Source organism: Pseudomonas sp. WS 5410 (assembly GCF_012985645.1).
Classification (GTDB): Bacteria; Pseudomonadota; Gammaproteobacteria; order Pseudomonadales; family Pseudomonadaceae; genus Aquipseudomonas; species Aquipseudomonas shahriarae.
This window is the reverse complement of sequence record NZ_JAAQWS010000006.1, coordinates 184,793-210,147: the sequence shown is the minus strand read 5'-3', so window position 1 is coordinate 210,147 and position 25,355 is coordinate 184,793. Positions and strand designations below refer to the sequence as shown.

At 59.8% G+C, this 25,355-nt stretch carries 17 protein-coding genes; 9 read left to right on the top strand and 8 right to left on the bottom strand.

Translation table 11 applies throughout. From position 1 onward, the window contains the following. Positions 1–32: 32 nt before the first annotated feature. The 4 genes from HBO24_RS11660 to HBO24_RS11645 form a co-directional block, all read right to left on the bottom strand. Complete coding sequence (locus tag HBO24_RS11660; RefSeq protein WP_057444278.1) at positions 33–1,484, bottom strand: efflux transporter outer membrane subunit; 1,452 nt, start codon at positions 1,482–1,484, stop codon at positions 33–35. Continuing rightward, the gene (locus HBO24_RS11655) at positions 1,481–4,657 is read right to left on the bottom strand and encodes an efflux RND transporter permease subunit (RefSeq protein ID WP_169960190.1); all 3,177 of its coding nucleotides are present in this window, start codon (positions 4,655–4,657) and stop codon (positions 1,481–1,483) included. The genes HBO24_RS11660 and HBO24_RS11655 overlap by 4 nt, the downstream gene beginning before the upstream one ends. After that, positions 4,654–5,820 carry an efflux RND transporter periplasmic adaptor subunit gene (locus tag HBO24_RS11650; protein ID WP_170059744.1) on the bottom strand — a complete coding sequence of 389 codons (1,167 nt, stop codon included), beginning with the start codon at positions 5,818–5,820 and terminating at the stop codon, positions 4,654–4,656. The genes HBO24_RS11655 and HBO24_RS11650 overlap by 4 nt, the downstream gene beginning before the upstream one ends. 402 nt (positions 5,821–6,222) lie before the next feature. Continuing rightward, the gene (locus HBO24_RS11645; protein WP_057441699.1) at positions 6,223–6,717 is read right to left on the bottom strand and encodes a DUF1543 domain-containing protein; all 495 of its coding nucleotides are present in this window, start codon (positions 6,715–6,717) and stop codon (positions 6,223–6,225) included. Between the two features lie 535 nt (positions 6,718–7,252). Here HBO24_RS11645 and HBO24_RS29565 point away from each other — a divergent pair. Then, positions 7,253–7,522 carry a hypothetical protein gene (locus tag HBO24_RS29565; RefSeq protein ID WP_232545771.1) on the top strand — a complete coding sequence of 90 codons (270 nt, stop codon included), beginning with the start codon at positions 7,253–7,255 and terminating at the stop codon, positions 7,520–7,522. A gap of 12 nt (positions 7,523–7,534) precedes the next feature. Here HBO24_RS29565 and HBO24_RS11635 read toward each other — a convergent pair whose 3' ends face one another. From HBO24_RS11635 to HBO24_RS11625, 3 genes are all read right to left on the bottom strand, one after another. Continuing rightward, positions 7,535–8,104, bottom strand: a complete 570-nt coding sequence (locus HBO24_RS11635) for a MepB family protein (protein WP_057441701.1) — start codon at positions 8,102–8,104, stop codon at positions 7,535–7,537. A gap of 296 nt (positions 8,105–8,400) precedes the next feature. Next, positions 8,401–9,777, bottom strand: coding sequence for a heavy metal sensor histidine kinase (locus tag HBO24_RS11630; protein ID WP_057441703.1), 1,377 nt, complete (start codon positions 9,775–9,777; stop codon positions 8,401–8,403). Then, complete coding sequence (locus HBO24_RS11625) at positions 9,774–10,445, bottom strand: heavy metal response regulator transcription factor (RefSeq protein WP_120733596.1); 672 nt, start codon at positions 10,443–10,445, stop codon at positions 9,774–9,776. The genes HBO24_RS11630 and HBO24_RS11625 overlap by 4 nt, the downstream gene beginning before the upstream one ends. Positions 10,446–10,591: 146 nt before the next feature. On the opposite strand from HBO24_RS11625, the gene HBO24_RS11620 reads away from it, so the two are divergent. The 6 genes from HBO24_RS11620 (at position 10,592) to HBO24_RS11595 (ending at position 17,209) form a co-directional block, all read left to right on the top strand. Further along, positions 10,592–11,095, top strand: a complete 504-nt coding sequence (locus HBO24_RS11620; RefSeq protein ID WP_170059743.1) for a heme-binding protein — start codon at positions 10,592–10,594, stop codon at positions 11,093–11,095. Between the two features lie 14 nt (positions 11,096–11,109). Continuing rightward, positions 11,110–11,520 carry a hydroxyisourate hydrolase gene (gene uraH, locus HBO24_RS11615; protein WP_057441708.1) on the top strand — a complete coding sequence of 137 codons (411 nt, stop codon included), beginning with the start codon at positions 11,110–11,112 and terminating at the stop codon, positions 11,518–11,520. A 411-nt stretch (positions 11,521–11,931) separates the two neighbouring features. Then, positions 11,932–14,256: a hypothetical protein gene (locus HBO24_RS11610; RefSeq protein WP_170059742.1), complete on the top strand. Its 2,325-nt coding sequence runs from the start codon at positions 11,932–11,934 to the stop codon at positions 14,254–14,256. After that, complete coding sequence (locus HBO24_RS11605) at positions 14,247–15,458, top strand: hypothetical protein (RefSeq protein ID WP_170059741.1); 1,212 nt, start codon at positions 14,247–14,249, stop codon at positions 15,456–15,458. Before HBO24_RS11610 ends, HBO24_RS11605 begins: the two co-directional genes overlap by 10 nt. A gap of 10 nt (positions 15,459–15,468) precedes the next feature. Further along, positions 15,469–16,128 carry a DUF1266 domain-containing protein gene (locus tag HBO24_RS11600; RefSeq protein ID WP_170059740.1) on the top strand — a complete coding sequence of 220 codons (660 nt, stop codon included), beginning with the start codon at positions 15,469–15,471 and terminating at the stop codon, positions 16,126–16,128. Positions 16,129–16,453: 325 nt separating this feature from the next. Then, positions 16,454–17,209, top strand: coding sequence for a DUF4239 domain-containing protein (locus HBO24_RS11595; protein WP_057445017.1), 756 nt, complete (start codon positions 16,454–16,456; stop codon positions 17,207–17,209). 157 nt (positions 17,210–17,366) lie between these two features. Here the strand turns inward: HBO24_RS11595 and HBO24_RS11590 are convergent, their stop codons facing one another. Then, positions 17,367–17,936, bottom strand: a complete 570-nt coding sequence (locus HBO24_RS11590; protein ID WP_143110384.1) for a DJ-1/PfpI family protein — start codon at positions 17,934–17,936, stop codon at positions 17,367–17,369. 663 nt (positions 17,937–18,599) lie between these two features. Between HBO24_RS11590 and HBO24_RS11585 the strand changes: the two genes are divergently transcribed. Together HBO24_RS11585 and HBO24_RS11580 are read left to right on the top strand one after the other, a co-directional pair. Then, positions 18,600–20,267, top strand: a complete 1,668-nt coding sequence (locus HBO24_RS11585; protein ID WP_178124552.1) for a ShlB/FhaC/HecB family hemolysin secretion/activation protein — start codon at positions 18,600–18,602, stop codon at positions 20,265–20,267. Between the two features lie 104 nt (positions 20,268–20,371). After that, positions 20,372–25,324 carry a hemagglutinin repeat-containing protein gene (locus tag HBO24_RS11580; RefSeq protein WP_170059738.1) on the top strand — a complete coding sequence of 1,651 codons (4,953 nt, stop codon included), beginning with the start codon at positions 20,372–20,374 and terminating at the stop codon, positions 25,322–25,324. Positions 25,325–25,355: the final 31 nt, after the last annotated feature.

Here is a 25,355-nt window from a genome sequence, read left to right as displayed (position 1 = left end):
GCAAGCAGCGCGCTTGCGTACAACAACGGTGTCTAACGCAGTGCCGCAGCACCGCTGCACACCTGCCCCGCCTGCTCGCAGATCTGCCAGCCACCGCCCAATGCCTTGTAGATGCCGACCACCGCCAAGCGCTGCTCGGTGCGCGCCACGGTCAGTGCGCGGCGGCTGCTGAAGTCCGCGCGCTCGGCCTCCAGGACGTCCAGATACACCCCCTCACCTTCCGTGAAGCGCGTGCGGGCCAACCTCGCCGCCTCGCGATTGGCCGCCGCTTCCAGCAGCCGCAAGCCCAGGGTGCTGCCGGCTGCACTGTTGGCCTGGAACGCGTCATCGGTTTCTTGCAGGGCGCGCAATACGGTCTGGTCGTAGCTGATCAATGCCGCCTGGGTGCGCGCCTCGCTGGCGGCGATCCGCGCACGTACGCGCCCAGTGTCCAGCAGCGACCAGCGAATGACCGGTGCGATAAAGTTCGACTGCATGCCCGAGTCGCCCAAGGCGCCGAGGCTTCCGGCCAGCAGACCGATGGAACCCTGCACCTGGATATCCGGATACAAACCGGCTGTTGCCACGCCGATCTGCGCGGTCTCGGCTGCCAGCACCCGTTCGGCTGCGGCGATATCGGCGCGCCGGGCCAGCAAGCCGGCCGGGTCGCCCACCTGCAGGGTGCGCAGGTTCAAGGTCTCACGGCCGGGCCGGGCCTGCGGTGGCTTGAACCCTTGTGGCGCCTGCCCCAGTAATACCGCCAACGCGTTGGTGGTGGTTGCCCGACGCCGCTCCAGGCCAGGCGCTACCGCCTCGACATTGCGCAGCAAGGCCTCGGCACGCAGCCGATCGAATTCGGTGGCGGCGCCTACGCTGACCAAGTGCTCCACCAGGCCCAGGCTGTCGCGCTGGCTTTGACTGATGTCCGCCACCACCGCCTGCTCGGCTTCGACCCCCTGCAGCTCGAACCAGGTTGCCGCGACGGTAGCGGCGACGCTCGCCTGCACACTGCGCAGCAACGCCTGGCGCGATCCCGCCTGAGCCTGCGCCGCCTCCACCGAGCGCCGGACGCGGCCAAACAAGTCGATTTCCCAGGCGGCATCCAGCGCCGCGCGCGTGGTTTCAAGGGAGCGCTGCTGGCCGAGGGGGGTCTCGACTTCGCTGCGCTGTCGGTGCTCATACCCCAACGCGGCACCGCCGCTGGGCAAGAAGCCCTGGCGGCTCTCGCGCAACATCGCCTTGGCTTCGTCGAGCCGCGCGGCCGCGATGCCGATATCGTGGTTGGCCGCCAGCGCCTGCTGGATCAATTGGCTGAGGGCCGGCTCATCGAACACACGCCACCACTGCACCTCGACATCGCCCGTACCAAGACCGGCAATGGGCGCGCCGAAGCTTGCTGGCCGTTGCGCAGCGGGCAGCACCGGCGCGGAATAATCGGGCCCGACTGCGGTGCAGCCGGCCAGCAGGAGCGACGACAACAGAAACGCTTGATAGGCCAATTTCATGACACGCGCTCCTCCAACTGCAGCTTCGGACTCGGGCCCTTGCGCTGCAAGCGCAGCGCAAGGCTGCGCATCACCACGTAGAACACCGGCGTCAGGAACAGACCGAACAGGGTCACCCCCAACATCCCGGCAAACACCGCAACCCCCATGGCATGGCGCATCTCGGCCCCGGCGCCGCTGGCAAATACCAGCGGCACCACACCGGCGATGAACGCCAGCGAGGTCATCAGAATCGGTCGCAAGCGCAACTGGCACGCGTGGATAACCGCTTCCAGCGGGTTGGCGCCTTCGGCTTCAAGGCTGCGAGCGAACTCGACAATCAGGATGGCGTTTTTCGCAGCCAGGCCGACCAGTACCACCAGCCCGATCTGTACAAACACGTTGTTATCGCCGTCCACCAACCAAACGCCGATGATCGCGCTGAGCAGACACATGGGCACAATCAGCAAGACCGCCAGGGGCAACAACCAACTGTTGTATTGCGCGGCCAGGATCAGATAGGCCAGCAACACACACAGCGGGAAAATGAACAACGCCGATGACCCTGCGAGCTTTTGCTGGTAGGTCAAGTCCGTCCATTCATAGGTCACGCCCTCGGGCAGTACCTCCTGTGCCAGGCGCTCCATGAGTGCCACGGCCTGCCCGGAACTGACCCCGGGCATCGCTCCGCCGGAGATATCGGCCGAAGGATAGCCGTTGTAATGAATCACCCGATCGGGCCCGGAACTCGGTGTAACGGTGACAAACGCCGATAACGGCAGCATGTCCCCGGCCGCGTTGCGCACCTGCAGGCGGCCGATGGCTTCGGCCTGCATGCGGTGGTCCGCATCGGCCTGGGCAGTCACCTTGTAGGTGCGGCCGAACCGGTTGAAGTCGTTGACGTACAGCGAACCGAGGTAGACCTGCAAAGACTCGAACACATCCGCCAGTCGCACCCCCTGGCTCTTGACCTGGGTGCGGTCGATATCGACATTCAGTTGGGGCGCGTTGACGTCCAGGCTGGTCATCAACCCGGCGACCTGGCCCGACTCGGTGGCTTTTGTCATCAGCACCTGGGTCTGCTGCACCAGAGCCTGGAGCCCGACCCCACCCCGGTCCTCAACCTGCAGCTTGAAGCCTCCGGTCACTCCAAGACCGGGCACTGGCGGCGGTGGGAATACACCGAGGAAACCGTCGGGAATGCTCGCGAACTTGGCTTGCAGGCGCCCGGCGATGGCGACCGCAGCCATGTCGGGAGAAGTACGCTCCTTGAACGGATCGAGCATAACGAACATTACGGCAGCATTCGGTACGTTAACGAAGCCGTTGACCGACAGCCCAGGGAACGCCACCACGCTTTCGACGCCCGGCTCATCCAGGGCGATTTTCGACATCTGCCGCACCACCGCATCGGTACGATCGAGGGAGGCCGCATTGGGCAACTGGGCGATACCGACCAGGTAGTACTTGTCTTGCATCGGCACGAAGCCCGCCGGTACAGCGTTGAAACCAAACCAGGTCAGCGCCAGCAAGCCGCCATACACCAACAACGCCGCGCCGCGACGACCCGCGACCTTGCGCACCGTGTTGCCATACGCCTGCGGTGCCCGCTGGAACGGCCGGCTCAGCACTTGCACCAGATGCGCGGCGCGACCGCGCAGGCTGCGCGGGTCATGCACCACCGCAGCGTCGCGCGGGCGCAGCAACAGGCCGGCGAGTGCCGGGCTGAGGGTCAAGGAGTTGACCGCCGACAGGATCGTGGAAATCGCGATGGTCAGCGCGAACTGCCGATAGAACTCACCTTGCAAGCCACTGAGGAAGGCGGTGGGGATGAACACCGCAGCGAGTACCGAGGTGATCGCAATGATCGGCCCGGTGACCTCGCCCATCGCTCGCCGCGCAGCCTGCGTCGGCCCCTCGCCGTTCTCGATATGCCGCTCGACGTTCTCGACCACCACGATTGCATCGTCGACCACAATCCCGATGGACAGGACCAGGCCGAACAACGACAGGGTATTGAGGGAGAAGCCCATCAGATGCATGACCGCAAAGGTGCCGATGATCGACACCGGCACGGCCATCAACGGGATCAGCGACGCACGCCAGTTACGCAGGAACACCACCACCACGAGGACCACCAGCAGGATCGCTTCCATCAGGGTGATGGCCACTGACTCCAGCGATGCACGCACGAACACTGTCGGGTCATAGGCAATCCGCGACACCATGCCCTCGGGGAAATTGGCCTCCAGGCGCTGCATGGTATCGCGCACCGCTTGCGCCACATCCAGCGCGTTGGCGCCCGGGCTCTGGATGATCTGCAGGGCAACGGCCGGCTCGCCGTCCAACAGGCTGCGCAGCGCGTAGGCATCGGCGCCCATTTCGACACGGGCCACATCGCGCAGACGCGTCACCTGGCCGTTATCACCGGTGCGGATGATGATGTCGCCAAACTGCTCCTCGTCCGTCAGGCGTCCGAGGGTATTGACCGTGACCTGGAACGCCGCGCTGGAGTCAGGCGCCTGGCCGACCGAGCCGGCCGCCACTTGCACGTTTTGCTCACGCACTGCGGTAATTACATCGCCTGCGGTCAAGCCACGGGCGGCGATCAGGTCCGGGTCGAGCCACAGACGCATGCTGTACTCGCCCGCCCCCCACACCAGCACGTCGTTGATCCCCGGAATCCGTGACAGCTCGTCGCGCACCTGGAGGTAGGCATAGTTGGAGATGTAGAGCGGGTCGTAACGTTGGTCGGGCGACAGCAGGTGGACCACCATGAGGATGTCCGGGGAGGTCTTCTGCGTAACCACGCCCTGGCGCTGCACCTCTTCGGGCAAACGCGGCAGGGCCCGCGAGACGCGGTTCTGCACCTGGATCTGCGCCATGTCCGCGTTGGTGCCCTGGGCGAAGGTCGCGGTGAGGATCATGCGGCCATCGGTCGCCGATTGCGACGTCATATACAGCATGCCCTCGACGCCCGTGATCACCTGCTCAAGGGGCGCCGCCACCGTCTCGGCGATCACCTGAGGGTTGGCGCCCGGATAAGAAGCCGTCACTTGCACCGTGGGCGGTGTCACGGCGGGGTATTCGCTGAGGGGCAAATGAAAGAAGGCCACGATGCCGGCGATCATCATTAACACCGACAGCACGATGGCGAAGATCGGCCGGTCAATGAAAAAGCGTGGGAAGCTCATTGCACGCCCCCCAACACCAACGGCGCATCCAACGGCGCCCCATCAATCCTGGCGGCCAATGGCGTCACCTGCATGCCGGGGCGCACCAGCCCCTTGACGACAATGCGTTCACCCGGTTGCAGGCCCTGCTCAATCACGCGCAAGCCGTTGGCCATCGGCCCCAGTTCGACGGGACGGTATTCGGTCTTGTCGTCTGCGCCGACCACCAGCACATAGCGGCGGCCCTGGTCAGTGCCAATCGAGTGGTCGGCCACCAACACCCGGGGTTGCGGCGCGCCGGTGTCCAGCTTGACCTTGGCGAACAGCCCCGGCGTCAGGCGCCTATCCGGGTTGTCGACCACGGCACGCGCACGCACTGTGCCGGTCTTGCGGTCGGCCGCATTCGCCAGGAAGTCCACCCGCCCGGCGCGTGCGTAGCTTGCATCGTTAAGCATCGCCACCATGACCTTGGCGGCCTTTTCCCCTTTCGACGCAGCAACCTCCCGAGTCGCGGCAAGCGAGCGCAGATAGGTGCGCTCGTCGACATCGAAATACACATGCAGCGGGTCGATGGAAACGATCGTCGTCAGCGGCGTCACCCCACGGGTGACGTAGTTGCCCTCGGTGACAAGGGCACGGTCGACACGCCCGCTGATGGGCGCAGTGACGCGGGTGTAGCTCAAGTCCAGTTGTGCGGCATCCAGCGCTGCCTTGGCGGCGTCGACCTGAGCCCTGCCGGCATTCAACGAGGCGATGGCGCTGTCGAGACGATCCCGCGCCACCACCTTTTTAGCGAACAGTTGCTCAGCCCGACCATGCTCGGCCTGGGCCAGCAATGCATTGGCCTCAGCCTCACGCAAACGGCCCTTGGCAGCGTTCAGCGCCGCCTGGAACTCCCGTGGGTCGATCATAAACAAAAGGCTGCCCTTAGCCACGGATTGCCCTTCAGGCACGCTGACACTTTGCAGATAACCACTGACACGCGGGCGCAACTCAACCTGCTCAATCGCGGTCAAGGAACCGGTGTATTCAACAAACGGAGTCACCGGCTGCGCAACCACCTCGGCCACCGGCACACCAGGCGGCTTGGCGGCATCGGCCGCGGGCGCGCTCTCTTTACAGCCACCCAGCGTGAACACGACAGCTATCGCCACGGCGACCAGGGTTATGCGCTTGCCGTACATCGTGTACCTCCTTGTAATTTTCAGGACAAACCAACACTGGAGGTCTTATCCGGCTTGCCATGAGGGGAAGGTCAAGTGTTATGAAAATGGCAAGGAGAGGCTGGCAGTAGTCAGGGCGGGACGCAGCGTGAAGCGAGATGTTTGATGTGGGGGGCAAGCCTGATTGGATTTGTTTGCTTCTGCACTGGCATGTGTTTCTTCACATATGCCGCGTGGGTCTATGTGACCCCTCATCTAGTGCCTTCTTAGACTTTCCGGGGGGTACCTGCCGGCCGAACACGAACTACCAAATTGCCCACGATTCGGGGCACTTGTCGTATGGCTGCGTTCGGCCAAAAGTGGCCGCTCATTACGTAGGAAATTCGGGCGATTCAGCAGATGACGTGTTGAGCTAATCAAACGTTACGACAAAACAATGTAGTCATTGCGCTGAATGATGCCGTCGTGTGGTCCCTCGACCAAATGAACGTATCGTCCTTCTATCGCATCAATCGGCAAACAGTCGTCCACATCCAGCACACCATCAGTATGGGCCTGGACCCAGTGCTTTAAAATCTCGCGTTTACCGAGGCTCATCGCCTCCCGCTTGTCTTTCGCAACTATCAGAGAATAGTGATGCGCTTCGCCAAAGGATTTAACTTCATATCCGCCTAAATTGATAAAGTACAAACGCATTGATCCAGGGCGGGGAGCTAATTCACTTAGTTCCAATTTCCAGCCTGCAACTCCATCAACTGCCATCCATGCATCAATATGAAGGCCTACAGGAGATCCAAACCAACTCTGTCTAAGCTGAGGATATGCATCCTCTAAGCTATCAGCTAATACGAAGGCTATATCATGGACTTCAATTTTCGCTCTAGGATGTTTTCCGCCTAACATTACAATAAAAAGCATTATTCGCCCTGCTATAAATTAAAAATGGAACAGCTCAAATAATTGCGGGCCAAATTATCATGTTTTAAACGCCATTAACATCGCACCAACAATTGCACGCAAGTCAAAAAATTAAAGCAACAACCTAATAAAATTCATATAAAAACACCTCCTACAAAGCCATGCGTAAATGCTGATGAAGGATCAAAGAATGTAATTATACAGGTCTCAGTCAGGCCTCTATAGGCATCGAGTAGGCGTTCGGGGGGAACATTTTCGGGGGCTTCACCGCCTCCCGAACGCGTGCGCAAAGACCTGTGGTCGATTCAGAAAGTAGTAAAGTCCGGAGACGAGGACTCACAGGACCAGCCCTCCTGGTAAATATTCACACCCTAACTGAAGGTGCTGCAGCCCTTCGTGAAGGGCAGGTTAGCGTCGTTTGCCGCCAGTCAGGCGTAAACTCAACAGCGTTATCGGTGATGGGTTGGAACATTTAAGCCCGTAGTCCGCAAAACACAGGCAGTACAGCACCACGATTCATCCGTGGACTCGCTCAATGATCCGCATCGATTCCATCTGGATCGCCACCGAGCCGATGGACATGCGTACCGGTACCGAGACCGCGTTGGCTAGAGTTATCGCGGTGTTCGGTGCGACGATTGAACCAAGACAAGTTTCACTGGCCAGGTATCCGGCACGGATCGGACGTCGAACTCGACAAGGAACAACTTCAGGCCTTGATACTGGGCTTGCCTTGGCAGCGGATAGGCGCGGGCGGCTCGATCACAGTGCTTTAGCTGCCATTACCCAGAACGCTCAAGAATGACGAATAAGGATCTTAAACTTCAAAGAGCCGACGCACCTGCACGGAATCGGCGTTACCGCTTTGTTCAAGAGGAAGAAAGTAACGTAGTTGCCATTGCTGTGTCCTAACGGCCTCTTTGGCGACTGGTTTGACCCAAGGTGGATAAACGCGGATAGCGCGCTTACCGCCTTTACCGTTAATCGCCATGATGCCCTTTGATGCCAGTATCTTCTGGTCGAAAACAAACTGTCCGCGATGCGTTGCATCGAACACACTCACCACAACAAAGGCTACGCCATCATCGATATCGAGAGGTGCAATGATGCCGCCTGACGTCGGGCGCTTCCATATTGTGACGAACTGTCCAATCTTCGTCGGCGTTGTTTTAGCCACACGGAAGACAATGGTGTGTCCGTCGAGGCCAAAGCGGGAGGCACCATACTCGGCACTCTCAGCCTCGCGTATAGCCAAATCCGTCAATTGCATTCCCGCCGGCGTGTACACATCCTGGATAGCCGCTATCAGATCGTTTGGAATATAGCCGAGGCCAGGGTCTGCCGCGCACGCATATTTTGTGCCTTGTTCAGTTAAATCGAATTTCAAAGGGGACAACTCCTAAACCACTCATTGACCATACGATCCAATCCAGAACATATGCTACGCCCTTCGACATACCGAGCGGACTGCGGGCGATTACATCGTGTGATTACGCAAGGTGGGATAGCCAGCCGCTTACGCTTTGGATAGGTCCTTCGTGACAGGAAGCTTCTGGCCGATTGCTGCCCGCTACGACAGGCAGAAGTTGGCCAGAAGCGGTCATCTAGGACCTACACAATCTCGCGGCGACTCACATAGCGCTGATCAACAACAACTGACCACAACCACACTAATAGCTTCGCTCAAAGTAGAGACGTTTCGTTCGGAAAAGTGAGCAAAAACGCCGTACCTAAATTGCTGCTGGTTACACCCACTTTTCCACTGTGGGCCTGCATGATCGATCGAACGATGGCCAATCCAAGCCCGCCCGAATCATCGGGCTGATTGCGAGAAGGATCACACCGGTAAAACCGCTCGAATAAATGCGGTAGGTGTTCGCCAGCAATCGCATCACCTTGGTTGTGCACGCTGATTTCGAGCCCATTCCCAGCGCTCATGGTGCTGATAGTCACCGGCGTACCAGGAGCGGCATAACGCAGTGCGTTTGCAATCAAATTGGCCAGTGCCCTGCGTAGCAACTGCGCGTCAGCGTACAAGGTGCCACTGGCCTGATTTATCAGCTCAATACCGCGCTCTTCCCCCATCCCTTCGAAATATTCGCAGAGCTGTCCGGCAAGCTCCTGCAGGTCGATGCGTTCGCGGCTGATGGACGACTTTGGCTGCTCGGTACGCGCGAGGAAAAGCATGCTGTCAATCATCCGCGCCAGGCGCTCGTATTCTTCTTGATTGGACACCAACAGATTCTGGTATTCCTCAATCGAGCGAGTACGACCAAGCGTCTGCTGGGTCTGCCCCATCAGGTTGCTCAATGGCGTACGCATCTCGTGGGCAAGGTCTTCGGAGAAGCGTGACAGCTGAGCGAAGCCTTGCTCCAGGCGGCTAAGCATCTGATTGAGAGCATGGCTCAGGGCACTTAGCTCGCTGAGATCATTGAACGCTTCCAAGCGCACATGCAGGTGCTGCACATCGATGGTCGCTGCGCGTGTCGCCAGTTGACGTACCGGCTTGAGGCCGCGCTGACTGACCAGCCAGCCGAGCAGAAACGCCAGCAACGCACCAACCGTCACTGCTGTCAGCACTTCCCAACGATAGGCACTGAGCATCTGCTCACGCTCACCGAGGTACTTACCCGCAATTAGGGTAAGGCGACGCTCTGGACTCGAGATATCGACCCAGGCAAAACGCAAAGCTGGATCATCAGGACTATCGGCAAGCCTTGGCGCGGACGATTTCGGCAGACTCGGCAATGGCACAGCGAGCGGGTTGATTTCGATTAGCAACTGCCCATTGCTGTCGACAATCCAAAGCATGTTGTCGCGGTTGCCCAGCATGTTTTCGTACAGCTGCGGGCGCGTGCGCAGCGAATCTACACTCTTACTGTCGCCGATCAGTGCCTGCATATGCTGCAGCCGACCGAGCAGGGCCTGATCGTCACGCCAGGCTATTTCGCGTTGAAGAGAGTGATACAGATAGAACCCTACAGCACCTAAGAGCACCACACTGATCAAGGCAAACATCAAGGCCAGGCGAAGGCTGAGTTTACGTGGCCATAGGCTCATGGTTGAGCATCCATCATGTAGCCCATTCCGCGTACGGTGTGAATCAGCTTGATCGGATAAGGATCATCAACCTTCGCACGCAAACGTCGGATAGCGACGTCTACGACGTTGGTATCGCTATCGAAATTCATCTGCCAGACATGCGAAGCAATCAGCGTACGTGACAGAACCTCACCTTCGCGGCTGAGCAACAAATGCAGCAACGCGAACTCTTTGTTGGTAAGGGGCAAACGCTCGCCACCGCGAGTGACCTTGCGCTTGAGCAAATCGACATGCAGGTCGGCAATCTGAAACTGCTCTACTTCTCTCGCCGGACCGCGGCGAAGCAGCGTACGTACACGAGCCAGCAGTTCCGCGTAAGAGAAAGGCTTCACTAGGTAGTCATCCGCCCCCAGCTCAAGCCCTTTGACCCGATCTTCGATAGCATCGCGCGCCGTCAGAAATAGCACAGGCGTCTGCCACTTTCGTCGGATGATCTGCAGCAATTGCCAGCCGTCCAAGCCGGGCAACATGACATCGAGGATGATCAGATCAAACTCGCACTCCTGCACCAAGTGCTGACCGTCTAATCCATTCAGGGCGACTTCCACAAGATAGCCGGACTCACTCAGCCCCTTGTGCAGGTAGTCAGCTGTCTTCGCTTCATCTTCAACAACCAGGATACGCATCTAGTCCTCCAGCGCAGGTGCATAGCCTAGGCCAATAAACAGCTTCGTCCCATTACAAATTGGTAATCCTCACGCAATCAGTCTGAGCGCAACGCTTATGCATGATGGCCGCCAATGGCTCAACCGAGCTTTGAACGGGAGGATTTATGCTAATCGCAAGAAGCTGCACCACCTCACTCCTATCCCTGGCGATAGGTTCAAGTGCCGCATGGGCAGATACCTCACCGGTTGCCCAGCGTGCAGATGTCACCCTTGCCGTGGCCAACCTATTGCTAGACGCCACATTGGCAGCCTGCCATGCAGACGGCCGTACCGGGGTAGCAGCAGTCGTAGACCGCGGAGGCAATCTGGTAGCCGTGCAGCGCGATGACAATGTCGGACCACACAACACACTGGCAGCGCAGCGCAAGGCCTTTACCGCCCTATCAACAAAGACCGCTACAGGCCTGTTATCAGAGCGCGCACGCAGTAACCCCGAAGCTGAAAACCTAAACACACTCGGTGAGTTGTTGCTGTTAGGCGGTGGAGTACCGCTGAAGGTGGGCGATCAAGTCATCGGTGCCATCGGCGTTGCCGGGGCCGGCGGTGCGCAGATCGATGAAGGCTGTGCCCTCAAAGCTATCGCACAAGTTTTACCCACCCAGAAATAAATAGGAGACTCATCATGAATACATTGAAAACCCTTTTGGCCGGTGCCGTGTTGAGCGCACTTTCCTCCGCTGTTTTTGCGGCTGGTAACCCTCTGAGCGTCCATGTGCTGAACCTACAAGACGGCCTGCCATCACCTGGCGTGAATGTGACACTTGAAAAACAGAACGGCCAAGACTGGAGCAAACTGAACACCGGCATCACCAATGAACAGGGCCGTATTACTGCGCTTTATCCGGAAAACAAGGTGCTCGAGAAAGGGACCTATCGCGTAACGTTCAAAACGGGTGACTGGTTCAAAGAGCATCAGTCGGCAACATTCTTCCCGGAAGTACCTGTGATTTTCGAAGCAGACGGTAGTGTGCCTCACTACCATATTCCGCTGCTGCTCAGCCCCTATGGGTTCTCGACTTACCGCGGCAACTAAATTATTGATGTGGCTTTGCCCCGTTTTATGGGGCAAAGCCAGCTCTTGAGCAGAGTCGTTCAGGAGCACCTATTCATTGAGCCGCCCTAGATTCGTAGCCATATTTATGGCTGCTATTGGCCGAAAGCCGACGGTCGCGAACGGCAGCAATTGGCCAGAATCAGCCTTCTGAAGTGCCGACCAATCTGCGGGCGATTTACAGTTTCGACCCGCTGCATGCACGTTAATCACTGACTTTGCCCCCCCGCGCACTCTTGGTTTTTTAAACGCCAGCTGGTAGCGTTCGGCACCTCGCTGTATTGCCCGATCCCTTTCGTCATTCGTGACCTGCACGAGAACCGTTGCCCCACTCGAGGGCACCGACGCAGGACGCATCGGGCGATGCACAGTCATTCGCAAATGGAGTTCACAATGACGCAAAACAGCACCGTGCTGTCGGGCATCCAGCTGGATCAATTCATGGACCGTCTTGAGGTCGAGCATCAGGAACATGGTGTCGACTACCTGTTGGGCCAGCTGCGCGGCCAACCGCTCAAGGCAACCTCGCTGGAGTCGATCGGACGGCTGCACGTGCTGTGGGTCAACGCGGGTGATGCAGGCGCGGCCAGGGCGGTACTGGCTGACGACGGCCAGGCACTGATCGAGGCTACGCCTGATGATGAGCGCAACGAACTCAAGGTCAACCTGCTGATCTACCAACTGCGTCTGGGCAACTACTTCAAAGACGAGCAGGGCCTGCTTCAGGCGCTCGACCACCTTCAGCAATTGACCAACGAGCCGCTGCCGTTCGACATCGAGCAGTACCGGCGCTACCGCATTTTCGAAGATCTCCAACACGCCACCCTCGACGTCGCCCTGAAGACCATCGAAGTGCGTCACACCCTTGCCCTGATCAACCCCGACCGTCATGCACTGCGAGCCTGGGACGATGCCGATCAACACCAGCGACGGGCCCAGGCGCTGGCCACCCATGAACGCGACGAAGAGGCTCGTGAAGCCGCGCTGGCGGCAATTGCCGCGTTACGCACCGCTGGCGAAGATCAGGATGTCGACGGTAACGACTGGCTGTGGCTGGGCGATGCGCTGATCGAAATCGTTCCGTTGCGCCTGGCGATGTTCGAACAGCCGGTTGTGCGATTGATCGCCGAATTGTCGCTGCCCCAGCGTCGAGAATGGGAAGTGCGCCTGGCACGTCTGGCCGCCCGTTCATTGCAGGCCCAGGGCGACCTCGCCGGTGCTTTGAAAATCTGTGAAGTGGCGACCCTGAGTCTGGAGTCCGGCGGCGGTGACAACTTCGTTGACTTCCATTTGCCCTGGCTGCTTGAAAACGGCCAAATCGACGACGCGGGGCAACGTGCATTCATGGAAATCTATGAAATGCGCGGCGAAATGTGGCCGGGCACGGCCTACTGGGTCCAGGATCGCCTGCTCGATGCCGAGGACCAGTCAGCGTGGTGGCCGTTGTGCGTGATACGTGCCTGTGATGATCAGAGGGTGCTGGAGCGCTTCACTTCCGGCCTGCCATGGCGGGACGAGTCGACCCCGTCCATGGGCCCGCTGCTCGATGCACTGCATGACGCGCGCGATGACCTTGAGCAAATTGACAACGTCTTCACACTGGCCCTTGCAGAAGCCCGGCGACGCGCGCCGAATCACCCGTGGATCACTCGTCTGGTGGCGGTACGTGAACGTCAGGCCGGGCGCATCGACGCCAACACCGAACTGACGATGCTACGCGAGGCGGTTTCGGCCGGCGATCTGCAGGACCACCGCAGCGTCTACAGCCTGTTCAGCGCCCACGCCAGTGCGTTCGGCATATTCGATGCCTTGCGCCAACCCTTGCCGCTATTGGCCAGTGGCATGTACTACTACAATTTTGCGACTTCCCTTGAAAGCTTGGTCGAAACGCATGTCGAGAAGCTTTCCAGCGAGGAGGCAGATTCGGTCTGGTGGCGGCTGCGGGAAGTGCAAAAGGTTGCCTACGAACATGGCCAGGCCCGTATGGAGCAGTGCTTCGCCAGCGGCCGCGGACACCGCTACGATGCCTGCGCACACCTGTACTCAATGCTGTGCAACAACCTGGCGATCAATTACCGCTGCTACAACGACAAACTCATGGGTCAAGCACTTGAGTTGCATACCCGTGGCATCGCCGCCAGCCCGTTCGCCGAACATTATCAGGGCATCCTCGAAAATCGTATTCTGCTGAACGATAACCCAGGCATCGCCGAAGCCGCCGAGCAGCTATGGCACTACGCAGCCGACTATGGCTACGGCCGCCACGACCCGGAAGATTACATACAGGACGTCACCCGCGCCCTGTTTCGACTGGACCGCGAGCGCGAGATTCTGATCTGGCTGGAGCGCATTCTCAAATGGCAGGAAGAGCGCGAAATCAGCGACAAGGACCTGGAGTACTCGCCGCTGTTCGCACGGATGAAAATTGCCATGTACCTGTCATACAGCCTGCCGGAGGCGGCCACTAACCTGTGGTTACGTTACGCGCCGGTCATCGATGAACTCTCTGAATCCTCTCTGCTGGCTTGTGCCGGCGATGTGCTCAAGGGGCTCGAGCGCAAGGCAGAGGCCGTGGACTATTATCAGCGCTCCATTCTGCGCAGTGATCCGAACAACGAAGTTGATCGGGGAAACAATGAAATGATCCGCCAGTGCATCGCCGAACTGCAGGCGCCGGCAAAACCGGCCGGCAAAGCCTGGTGGCAGATATGGAAGTGACACCGGAGCTGCGAACGTCCGGTTATGCCCCGCGCAACGCACTCAATGCCGATCAACTCAAGCGTGGCATTGCCGAGCGCAGCAAGGCCCGAGGTGATGCGCCAGAGGTGGGCAAATGGTTGCTCAACCATTTTTACCGTCATCTGGTCGGCAATTTCGAGCCTGCGCGGCGAATCCTGAGCATGGGGCAGGCTATCGAGGCATTGGGAGCCGAGCCGCCGTCCTGGGTGGTTGGGCATTTGAGCGATGCAAAAAAAGATTCACTTGCCCCGCTGGTCTGGGTCGATCCGCAGCAGGCGCCATTGCTGGCGCTGGAAGCCTTGCTGGTGGAGTTCCTGACCTCGCGTCAGGGCACAGCACTGGCGGGCAAGCTCGAACGCATCAACTGCCCCCAGGCGTTGATGCTGTGGCAAAAGGAACACGCGCAGATGGCGGCGCGTGTCGAACAAGGCTGGCGCCAGAGCCAGCCCGAGGCCTTGCTTGCGCGGGTGAACACCGCTGAGCACGTATTGCAGGAACTGCGTCCCGAAAGCTCCTTGCTGCGCGCGGAAATGGCCTTTGAAAGCTACGTGATGCGCCACTGTCTGGGCCAGTTCGCCGATCGCCGCGCCTTGACTGGCGGCTACGGCGAGCGCTATGCCGAAGCGGTCGAACAGCAGCGCATGCGCGTGTTCAGTTTGCGTGACAGTCAGGGCCAGCCACACATCACCATCAGCCTGATCGTCCAGGCCGACGGCACATTGACGGTCGAGCAGGTAAAGGGTAAGCAAAACCGGCCTCCGGTGGAGCGCTATTACCAGGACCTGCTGCAGTGCCTGAATGCTCTGGACACCGACCAGCAGACACCCGCCGACTGTATCGCCATCGGCATCGTGCGTACCGAAGCCGGCTGGCTGCGTATCGAGGAGGTCAACGACCCGACCGCCCAGACTCGCCTGGTAGCCCGATATCCGCAACTTTATGAGCGCCTCGATGCGCCATCCGCCATGGTCGAATGGCTGGTCGCCGGGCGTCAGCCGCAGCAATTCCTGCAGGCTGCCCCGAAGGCGGTGTCGGTCAAGTACGCCATCCGGCACATTTTCAGCAAATACATTGAGCGTCAGCCCAAAGACCCGTTGTACCTCACCGAAGGTGTGCCGTGGCCTGAAATGACCTCGCCAATGGCCGAGGAAATCCTGGCCTGGCAGGCCCGGGCAAGGTAAGGAGAGCGGGATGTTTTTGCTTATCGCAGTTGTTGTTTCAGCCTGGATGTTGTGGCGAGCATTCAGACCGCGTGGCGCCCAGTTGTTCAGCCAACGCAGGCACTGGTCGCTGCTGCTGGCCAGGCCCATGGCTGATGCGATGGAAGTCGAGGGTTTCTACTCGTCGGCGTGCGATCACTTCACCGAGCAAGCACAGACGATTTTACGGGCAGCGTTGTTACACCAGGCCGGGATACGCAGCAATTGCAATGACGAAGCCGTGCGGTCGCACTTCAGTGCGACCCTCGAACAGCAGTGGTACAACCTCGACCTGCAGGCGCTGATAACCGGTGATGAGCCGCGTGCGGCCATGGCCTTTGCCTGCGTTCGAGTGGCGTTTCTGGTCCGTTGTGCGCTGCTGATGCGTTGGCTCGAGCCCGACCTCGCCTGGCGTGTGCTGCTGCTCAATGCACAGCGGGCGCAGGACTGTTTCGACAGTTGGGAAGAATTCGGCAAGGCCTATCAGCTAGGGCGCGAGCAGTGGGTGGCGGCGTTTCGCGTCGACTCGCTGGGCGAAGCATTCCATGAGCAGCATCTGCGCCAGTTGCTGACGCCCGGCAGCGGAGCTTGGGCCGATGCCCCCTGGAATACGCCTGCGGCGCTGACCCCGACTCTGGCGGGAGCTGCGTAGCTATTGGTTCAAGCGTCTGAATCGCTGGAGCTCTCACCGCTGGAGGCGAGCTTGGTTGAAAAGCTCTTTCATTGCTAGATCAGCCGAGGCCTGGAGTCGCTGTTCATGAATGGCTTTTCTCGGCCATAAGCAGACGGTCCTGATCTGTTGCCTCTAACGATTGGCAGAGCTCGACCAATATCTACCGATGATCAGCGCTGGCGTTCATACCAATATGGGGGTCATTCCCGGAGTCCAAACGCGGTATCTGCCGAGCAGAATTCGGAGAGAACCGCCAACGGTCTATCCTTCAAGACTTGACTCCAATTGATCAGGGCGCTGATAAATGAACTCTCTCTGGATAGCACTGGCCATTTTTGGGTGCCTCGTTGCTGCCTCGCTTCTCATGATGCACTGGTACCCAAAGCTGGCATCCCGCCACAGGGATGACGACACTAACTCCGTAATTCGTCTAGTAGCCAACATTTTTGTGGTTATGACATCGCTGGTCTTTGGTTTGATGATCAATTCTGCCAAAAACACTTTCGAGTCCATTGATGCAAACTTCCATGGATATGCAACCAGCATGATCATTTTTGATCGGACACTGCGGGGCTATGGCGATGCGGCACAAGACACGCGAAACCGTCTGATCCTCTATCTTGAGCGTGCTATCGAGACCCCGTATCGGGGAGACGAGGCGCTGCAGCATCGTAACAGCGAGGCGGCTAAATACCTGGATGATATCGGCAAGTCTTTGGCTCTTATAATGCCCCCGGACCGCTACCATGAAACGATGCTTCAGGATATTCGTCAGCAATATCATTCGCTCATCGAGCAACGCTGGAGGATCGTAGAGCAGTCAGAGGGAGCGATTCCTGGCCCGCTGATTGGGATGCTTGTTGCCTGGTTGACGCTCATTTTCGCCAGTTTTGGATACCGCGCTCCCCGTAATTCGATGGTGATAGGAATGTTCATTATCTCGTCATTGCTCATTGCGGCTTCCGTTTACCTTGTTTTGGACATGGACGTGCCATTTCATGGTCCTATCCAGATATCCGACGAGCCCCTGCGCAGGGCGCTCGCAGTAATGCAACTTTAGGGGCGCGAAAAGCTCTGGCGTTCTGAGTCATGGCCTCGAGGCGGACCAAGCCTAAGTCCGCTTCGGGCCGAATGCTGCCCCTCATGACAGGCAGAAATCGCCCATGAGCGGCCATCCGAACACATCACCTAACCGGCTGTTTTGTAGGATGACGCAGTCACCGATGTTCCGCTGCCAACATTGATCTGAATTGAGAAGTGGTCTCGGAAGATAGCCCGGCAGCTTCGAACACTGCGCAGGTGAAGCTAACGGGTGCAGGGCCTGGAGCAGTTATGATGCGGTCTGCAACCACAGCTACTGGGCTGCTTCGATAAAGCGTGCCCCCCTCATAACCCATGGCATTCTGCTGTAGGAAGTCAGCGCTGTTCGATGTATGAGGAACGGTGTCGAGAAGGCTGGCCCTGGCAAGTGCCAGCGTTCCCCCACAGATACCGGCAATTGTCGCTCCACTTGCACGACTAGAATGAAGAAACTCCCGAATATCAGGTGCTTCTGCACGTTCCCAGACCACTCCTCCAATCACGACTACAACGTCCGGTTTCCAGTCCAGACATTGTTGCAAACTGCTCTCGACCGTTACCGCCAATCCACCCTGCGAGCGAAACTGCCCCGTAGCAGAAGCGAAAAACCTGACATCGATCCCGTAAAACGGAGACGCAGTTCCAGCTATGAAAGCGTATTCCCAGTCCGCAAAACCGGGTGTCAGTATCAATCCCACACGTGCCATCAGTCAGAATCCTCCATGAATGCCAATAACATATGGCGACAACACACATACATCAAGGGCAGCTATGGGGCGAAAGGGGACACCCTTAACCGCGCGCACTACATCGAGCGTATGCGCTCGATGTTGCCAAGCAAGCGGAGCAGGCTGAACAGGACGTTGTCTTGGCAAATGGTGCGCGGCCAACCAGTTACAAGCATCACGGCGAAGGCCGCATGCAGTAACGGGGCAAGCGCAAGATTCGCTACCGGTGCCTGGAGGAGAGTAGAGAACAGAATGTCGATGTTCCGCTGTTTGTATTGAACAACCTGATGCTAGCCCAGCGGCTTTTGTAAAAGGCAAAGGGGTAAGTACGTCTGAAAGGCAGGGTTGATCGGTGAGTCAGCAGAATGAGGGCAGAAATCGCCTCATGAAACGCCCAAACAAGTTGTCGCCTGGCCCTCCCGCACCACCTCTATGCATTTATTTTGTGAATAACGCGGCATTCCCCACGTTTTACGTAAAAAGTCCTGCCACTGATGTAACAAACAGTTTAATGATGGCTCAACTGTGCAAAATCCCTGAGTTCACCGTTTGGCTAATGGGTATGGATTGTACGTATTTCTACGTTAAGGATGTCGAGTGCCGAATCAGCCCTCAACCCAACGCCAGTATTGTATCCAGAGCCTGGGCGTCGCCCTGCTCTGCCTGTGCGCGCTGCCGGCCGCCGCCGATGGGCCGCAAGCAGGCCAGGAAGCGCTGCGCTTGCAGCAGCAACAGCAGCGCGACTTGCAGCAATTACACCTGGAGCAGCGCCAACGGCAACTGCAACGCGGTAGTTTCGGTACGCAAGCGGCCACGCCGGCCTTGCCAACAGACATCGCCAAAGATGAACGCTGCTGGCCGCTAAGTGGCACGCGCCTGGCCGGAATCACGCTGTTCAGCAAGGCTGAGCTGAACAAACGCATCGAACCCTACGTGGCGCCGTGCATGGGTGTCACCCAGATCAACCGCCTGCTGGCCGAGATCACCCAGCTGTATGTGCAAGCCGGCTATATCGCCAGCCGCCCGTACCTGATCAGCCCACCGGCGGCCGGACAGTCGCTGGATATTCACGTCGAAGAGGGCTACCTCGAAGCCATCGAACTGGCCGACCAGAGCCTGCCGGTGTCGTTAGGCGGCGCGTTCCCCGGGATGCTCGGCAAGCCGCTGAACCTGCGCGATTTGGAACAAGGCCTGGACCAGCTCAACCGCCTGCGTTCGGTGGACCTCACCGCCGACATCGCCCCTGGCAATGAAGCTGGCGCCTCGCGCATCATCCTGCGCTCGCGCAGCACGGCGTCACACTGGGGGCTGGGGCTTGGAGTGGATAACCTCGGCAGTGCCGGCACGGGGCGTGATCGCAATGCCATCAACCTGAGCCTGGACAGCCCGCTGAAGCTCAACGATTCGCTCAACCTGAGCTTCAGCGACACGCTCAACCACGGGCCGCGCTACAGCCGCAGCAACAGCCTGTTTTATTCCATCCCTTACGGGTACTGGACCTACAGCCTGTTCGCCAGCCACAACGAATACCGCTCGCCGTTCAAGCTCAGCCGCACCACGTTTTACAACAGCGGCCGTACCGACCAGGTCAGTTTGCGCACCGACCGCGTGCTGTGGCGCGACCAGGGCCATCAACTCAGCGCCAACCTGCAACTGGCCTACAAGGACGTCGACAGCTACCTGCAAAAGGTTCGCTTAGGCATCCAGAGCCCGACGCTGACAGTGGCCGAGGCTGGCCTGAATCTGTTCTGGCTCAACAGCGCAGTGTGGAACCTCGACGTCAATTACGCCCAAGGCCTGACATGGTTCGGCGCCGACCGTGATGCTGACCAAACGCAAAAAAACCTGCCCCAGGCGCAATTCCATAAGTACCGCGCCAACCTCACCCAATGGCGCAACGGCCAATGGCTGGGGCAACCGTGGCAGTGGCAGAGCCAGCTGTCGGCGCAATACAGCCCGGATACGTTGCCTGCCATCGAACAACTGCTGGGCACCGACGATTCGGCGGTGCGTGGCTACCGCGAAAACATCACGTCCGGGGCCATCGGCGCGGTATGGCGCAACACCTTGCGCCTGCCGCTCACCAGCGACCTGCCGGTAAAAATCACCCCACGCCTGGGCCTGGACAACGGCTGGATCAAGCGCGAACACGGCGCTCAAAGCCAGCGCCTGAGCGGTGCCAGTGCCGGGCTCAACCTGAGCTGGAAAAACGTGCAACTGGACCTCGATTACCAACGCAACCTCAACACGCCCGCAGGGTTTGGCCAGGAGCCGGAGGTCTGGCTGACGCGCCTTAGCGTACAGATTTGAGCAACACCTGTTTAGCCTGAGTTAACCGCCGTACCTGACCACCACAGCAGCGTTGCAACGAACAACGCACGTCGCGGATCAGCCAACACAGAGCGAATTTATTTATGCCGACTGACACCCATACATTTCACCTTTCACCCCAGGGCAAACTGCGCTGGGCCATCGCCAGCCTGTTCCTGCTACCGCAGTTGGTACTGGCCGGTGGCTTAACCGTCGTCGAAGGGCCTGGCGGTACGCCGCAGTTGCAAAACCAGGGCGGCGTGCCCATCGTCAACATCGTCGCGCCGAATGCCGGCGGCCTGTCCCATAACCAGTTCCTGGACTACAACGTCGACCGCCAGGGCGTAGTGTTGAACAACGCCTTGCAGGCTGGTCAATCGCAACTCGCCGGGCAGCTGGCGGCCAACCCGCAGTTCCAGGGCCAGGCGGCGAGCGTGATCCTCAACGAGGTGGTGAGCCGCAACGCCTCGGCCATCAACGGCGCTCAGGAGATTTTTGGCCGGGCTGCCGATTATGTGCTGGCCAACCCCAATGGCATTTCCGTCAACGGCGGCAGTTTCATCAACACCCCAAATGCCAACCTCGTAGTGGGCCGCCCTGAGCTCAACGACGGCAAGCTGCAAGGCTTGAACACTCGCGATGCAAGCGGCCACCTGACGGTGCAGGGCCAGGGCCTGCAAAACGGCGCGGGGTCGATCAACCTGATCGCGCCGCGTATCGACAGCGAGGGGCGCCTCAGTGCGCGTGACCAATTGAACCTCACGGTCGGCCGCAATCAGGTCGACTACGCCAGCGGCCAGGTGCGCCAGGTCGACCCGGCGAGCAAAACCCAGGACCAGCGTATCGACGCCCGCCTGTTCGGGGCAATGCAGGCCGGCCGTATCAATATCATCAGCACCGCCGAAGGTGCCGGGGTGCGCGTGGGCGCGGTGCAAGTCGAGGGCCGTGATGGGGTGAAGGTCAGCTCGGCCGGCGACCTCGATATCAGCGGCCAGGTCCACGCCAACAGCCTCGACGCCACCCGCGCCGGTGTGCAGAGCCGCCAGGGCGATGTCGACTTGCACAGTGCCAAAGACTTGAGCCTCGCCGCCACCGACGTCGGCGGACGCAACGTCAAGCTCGACGCCGGCCGCAACCTCACCCTCAGCAGCCTGGAAAGCAAAAAGCTTCAGGAAAAACGTGAGCAGTGGAACAACAGCAACTTCCTGTTCACCTACGAAACCTATGACCGCACCACCACCGACAAGGACTCGCGTCAGCACGGCAACAACGTCGTCGCACAACAAAATGCCACGCTGTCGTCCGGCGCCAACACCGAGATCAAGGCCAGCAAGGTCGAAGCAGGCGACGCATTGCGCGTCAACAGCGGCGCCGACCTGCAACTGAGCGCCGCCACCGAGACCCACGAAACCCGCGACCAGGGCAACCACCGCAAGCACCTGTGGAAAGCCAACTGGGACAAGTCCAGCAGCGAACAGCGCAGCGTCACCAGCAGCCTCAAGGCCGGCAAAGCCCTGGAGCTGACCAGCCAGCAAAAACTGCAACTGCAAGGCGCCGAACTGAAATCTGCGGGCGATATTCAATTGGCCGCTCGGCAAGTCGACATCACCAGCGCCAGCCGTACCCAGAGCAGCAGCGACAACGCTTACTCCGGCGACCTGACTGGCGGCAGTTTCTTCGGCAAGAACGGCGATGGCGATAAGGGCAAGACCCTGAACACCGGCAGCAAGGTCAACGCCGATGGCAAGCTGATCGTCAAGGCGGACGACGTGCGCATCAGCGGCAGCCAGGCGCGTGGTGGCCAACAGGCCAGCGTCATCAGCGACAAAGGCTCGCTGGTGATCGACGGCGTGCAAAACACCTCCCACGACAATAGCTACAGCAACGACAGCAAGTTCTTTGGTATCTCCAAGGATGAAAGCCGCAAGAACCTCAAAGACAGCACCGTCGTCGCCAGCAACCTGCGCTCGGACAGCAACCTCAAACTGCAAAGCGCCAAGGACATCAGCGTCAGCGGCTCCAAGGTCTCTGCGGCAGGCGAACTGCAAGCGAATGCCAAGGGTGACATCAAAGTCGCGTCGGCTGAAAACACCTCTCACACCACTACCAGCACTCACACGCGGGGTTTCGATGGCTACGCCAAGGAAACCGCCGACGGCACGCGTCAGTACCGCGCGGGTGTGAACTATGCAGATCAGCAGCACGCCAGCAAGACCGACACCACCCAGCAGCAAGCTTCCAGCCTCAGCGGCGGCAGCCTGGCCGTCACGGCCGGTGGCGACGTGAGCATCAAGGGTTCCGAGCTAAAGGCGACCCAGGGCGATGCGACCGTGAGCGGCAAAAACGTCGAGCTGTTGGCGACCGATGACAGCACCCGTAGCCAAACCGACACCACCACCACCGCTGGCGGCGTGTATTACACCGGCGGCCTGGACCGAGCCGGCAATGGTGCGCAGTTCAGCCACCAGAGCAGCACTGACACCAGCCACAAAACCACCGCGCAAACCAGCAGCGTGGCGTCGGCCGGCACGCTGACGATCAACGCCGGCAACACCCTGACCAGCCAGGGCGCGCAGGTGAAGGCCGGTTCTGAGTTGCAGGTCAACGCGGCGCAGGTCGATAACCAGGCGGCGCATAACACCGAGACCGGCACCCACAAAGAGAACGGTTGGACCGCCGACGTCGGCGCCAATGTTGAATACAAAGGCATCACCCGGCCGATCGAAAAAGCCGTCGACGGCGTGGCCCAGGCCAAATTCCATCAGCCCGGCCTGCTGGATGCCTTCGAGCAACCGAATGTCGGGCTCGATGTGGAAGTCGGCCATACCAACAAGACCCGCACACAGCAGGACAGTACCGCCGTGGTCAGCCAGTTCAGCGGTGGCACGGTGCAGATCAATGTCGCCAACACCGTGAAAGATGAAGGCACCCAGTACCGCGCCAGTGAGGGCGGGCTGAAGATCAATGCCGGCGAGCACCTCGCCTCGGCGGCCGCCAACACCCACACCAGCAGCGAGCAAGGCGTTGATGCCAAAGTGGGCGTGCGCATCTACACCACCACCGGTGAAGACTTGAACGTGCGCGGCAATGGCGCAGGCGGCAGCAGCGATGTGCGTGAATCCAGCAGCACGGCGGTAGTCGGCAGCTACGCCGGGGCCCAGGGTGTGAACATCGAGACCCAAGGCGACGCGCGTTATGAAGGCAGCCAGTTCAACGGCGGCCAGGCGGGCGTCAACCTCAAAGCCGGTGGCGAATTGGCGCTGAACCAGGCCAACGATACCCAAAGCAACACCAATAACAGCCTGCGCGGCAGCGGTTCTATGACCGTGGGCACGGCCCCGGGCAGCAACGGTACGAACGCCAGCCTCGGTGCCGGCGTGCAACTGGACGACAAGCGCCTGAACACCCAGGACAGCCAGGCGCGTGTCGCGACGCTGCAGGGCAACGGCCCGATCCAGCTCAGCAGCGGTGGCGACATGACCCTGCAGGGCACTCAGGTCGGCAGCAGCACCGCGAAGACCGGTGACATCAGCCTCAACGCTGGCGGCAAGCTGAATCTGCAAGCGGCCACCGCTACGCACGTGAGCAGCGGCAGCAACCTGGGCGGCGGCCTGACGGTCGGTGCCGGCAAGACCAGCAGCGCTGAAAGTAGCGGCACCACCGGCAGCCTGAGCGCCAACTTCAACATCGGCAAAGTCGCCGAAAACGATCAAGGCGTTAGCGTCGGGCAGTTGCACAGCAACGGCAAAGTGAGCCTCACCAGCGGCGCCAACGCGGCGGATGCGATCCACCTGCAAGGCACTCAGGTGGTGGCTGACAGCGTCAATCTGGATGCGCAAAACGGCGGCATCCTGCAAGAGTCGGCGCAATCGACCCAGGCGCATAACAGCTGGGGCGTGACCCTGGGCGCAGGCGGCAGCGGCGGCAAAACCACCCTGGCCGACGCCGGTGAACATGACACCCCCAAGACCCAGCACGGCATCAATGCGCGGGCCAAGGTCGACGTGGATCACCTGCAAGGCACCACCCAGCACGACAGCCTGATCAAGGCGAATAAGGTGGTGATCAACAGTGCCGGTGACACCCATCTGGCCGGCGCGCGAATTGAAGCCGATCAGGTCAGTGGCAATGTCGGCGGCGACCTCGTCGTCGAGAGCCGCAAAGATCAAGTCAGCAGCACCCAGGTCAACGTCGACGCCAAGCTTGATGTCGAGAAAAACCAGCCCGGCGTGGTCAACAAACTGGCCAAGGCCAGCGGCCCGCTCAAGGACAAGGTGCAAGCCAAGGCCGAGGGCGCGTTTGACAAGCACCGCGAAAAGCTCGAGAACGCCGTCGACAAAGGCACCGAGCACCTGGCCTCGGCCAAGGACAGCGTGGTCAACAGCGTTGGCAACGCCAAGGAACGCCTGGGCGAAAAACTCACCCGCAGCGGTAGCTACGACGTGAATCCAGAGCCCCGCGGCGCCTTCGGTACGAGCGTGGACAAAGCCAAGGCTTACCTGGCGGACAAGAAGGATGCCGTGGGCACTCGCCTGTCCGACCTCAAGGAAAAGGCCTGGCCAAAAACCACTGACAGCTACGCCGTCAACGGCAAAAACACCACCGGCAGTTCGGTGGCCAATACCACCGAAAACGTGCTGTTCGGCGACAAGAGCGGCAACACGTCCTACACCCCGACATTGAACCTGGACGTCAGCCATGTGGTGAAAGACAGCGTCACCCAAGCGTCGGGCATCCGCACGCAAGGCGTCAACCTGCAGGTGAGTGGCGAAACCCACCTGACTGGCGCCCGGATCAGCGCGGACCAGGGCAAGGTCGACCTGGGTGGTTCCAAGGTCACGGCAACGACGTTGGCCGGCAGCGATTACCGAGCGGATGTCGGGCTGAACCTGTCGAAGTCACCGGTCAACCTGGTGCTGGGCGCCAAGGACGAATTGACGCAGAAACAGGACGACGCCATACGTAAGGATCAAGCCTTCAATCTTGGACCGCTGAGGGTCGGCGGGCACAGTGATAGCCAGGCGTTACAGGCCGGGATTGATCAGCAAGCCCATTAACTAGCAATCCACTCGTGGAAGCAGGAGGCTA

Coding starts and splice junctions, on each gene's coding strand:
- HBO24_RS11660 (WP_057444278.1), bottom strand. CDS start 1,484: ATGAAATTGGCCTATCAAGCGTTTCTGTTGTCGTCGCTCCTGCTGGCC.
- HBO24_RS11655 (WP_169960190.1), bottom strand. CDS start 4,657: ATGAGCTTCCCACGCTTTTTCATTGACCGGCCGATCTTCGCCATCGTG.
- HBO24_RS11650 (WP_170059744.1), bottom strand. CDS start 5,820: ATGTACGGCAAGCGCATAACCCTGGTCGCCGTGGCGATAGCTGTCGTG.
- HBO24_RS11645 (WP_057441699.1), bottom strand. CDS start 6,717: ATGCTTTTTATTGTAATGTTAGGCGGAAAACATCCTAGAGCGAAAATT.
- HBO24_RS29565 (WP_232545771.1), top strand. CDS start 7,253: ATGATCCGCATCGATTCCATCTGGATCGCCACCGAGCCGATGGACATG.
- HBO24_RS11630 (WP_057441703.1), bottom strand. CDS start 9,777: ATGAGCCTATGGCCACGTAAACTCAGCCTTCGCCTGGCCTTGATGTTT.
- HBO24_RS11625 (WP_120733596.1), bottom strand. CDS start 10,445: ATGCGTATCCTGGTTGTTGAAGATGAAGCGAAGACAGCTGACTACCTG.
- HBO24_RS11620 (WP_170059743.1), top strand. CDS start 10,592: ATGCTAATCGCAAGAAGCTGCACCACCTCACTCCTATCCCTGGCGATA.
- uraH (WP_057441708.1), top strand. CDS start 11,110: ATGAATACATTGAAAACCCTTTTGGCCGGTGCCGTGTTGAGCGCACTT.
- HBO24_RS11610 (WP_170059742.1), top strand. CDS start 11,932: ATGACGCAAAACAGCACCGTGCTGTCGGGCATCCAGCTGGATCAATTC.
- HBO24_RS11605 (WP_170059741.1), top strand. CDS start 14,247: ATGGAAGTGACACCGGAGCTGCGAACGTCCGGTTATGCCCCGCGCAAC.
- HBO24_RS11600 (WP_170059740.1), top strand. CDS start 15,469: ATGTTTTTGCTTATCGCAGTTGTTGTTTCAGCCTGGATGTTGTGGCGA.
- HBO24_RS11595 (WP_057445017.1), top strand. CDS start 16,454: ATGAACTCTCTCTGGATAGCACTGGCCATTTTTGGGTGCCTCGTTGCT.
- HBO24_RS11590 (WP_143110384.1), bottom strand. CDS start 17,936: ATGGCACGTGTGGGATTGATACTGACACCCGGTTTTGCGGACTGGGAA.
- HBO24_RS11580 (WP_170059738.1), top strand. CDS start 20,372: ATGCCGACTGACACCCATACATTTCACCTTTCACCCCAGGGCAAACTG.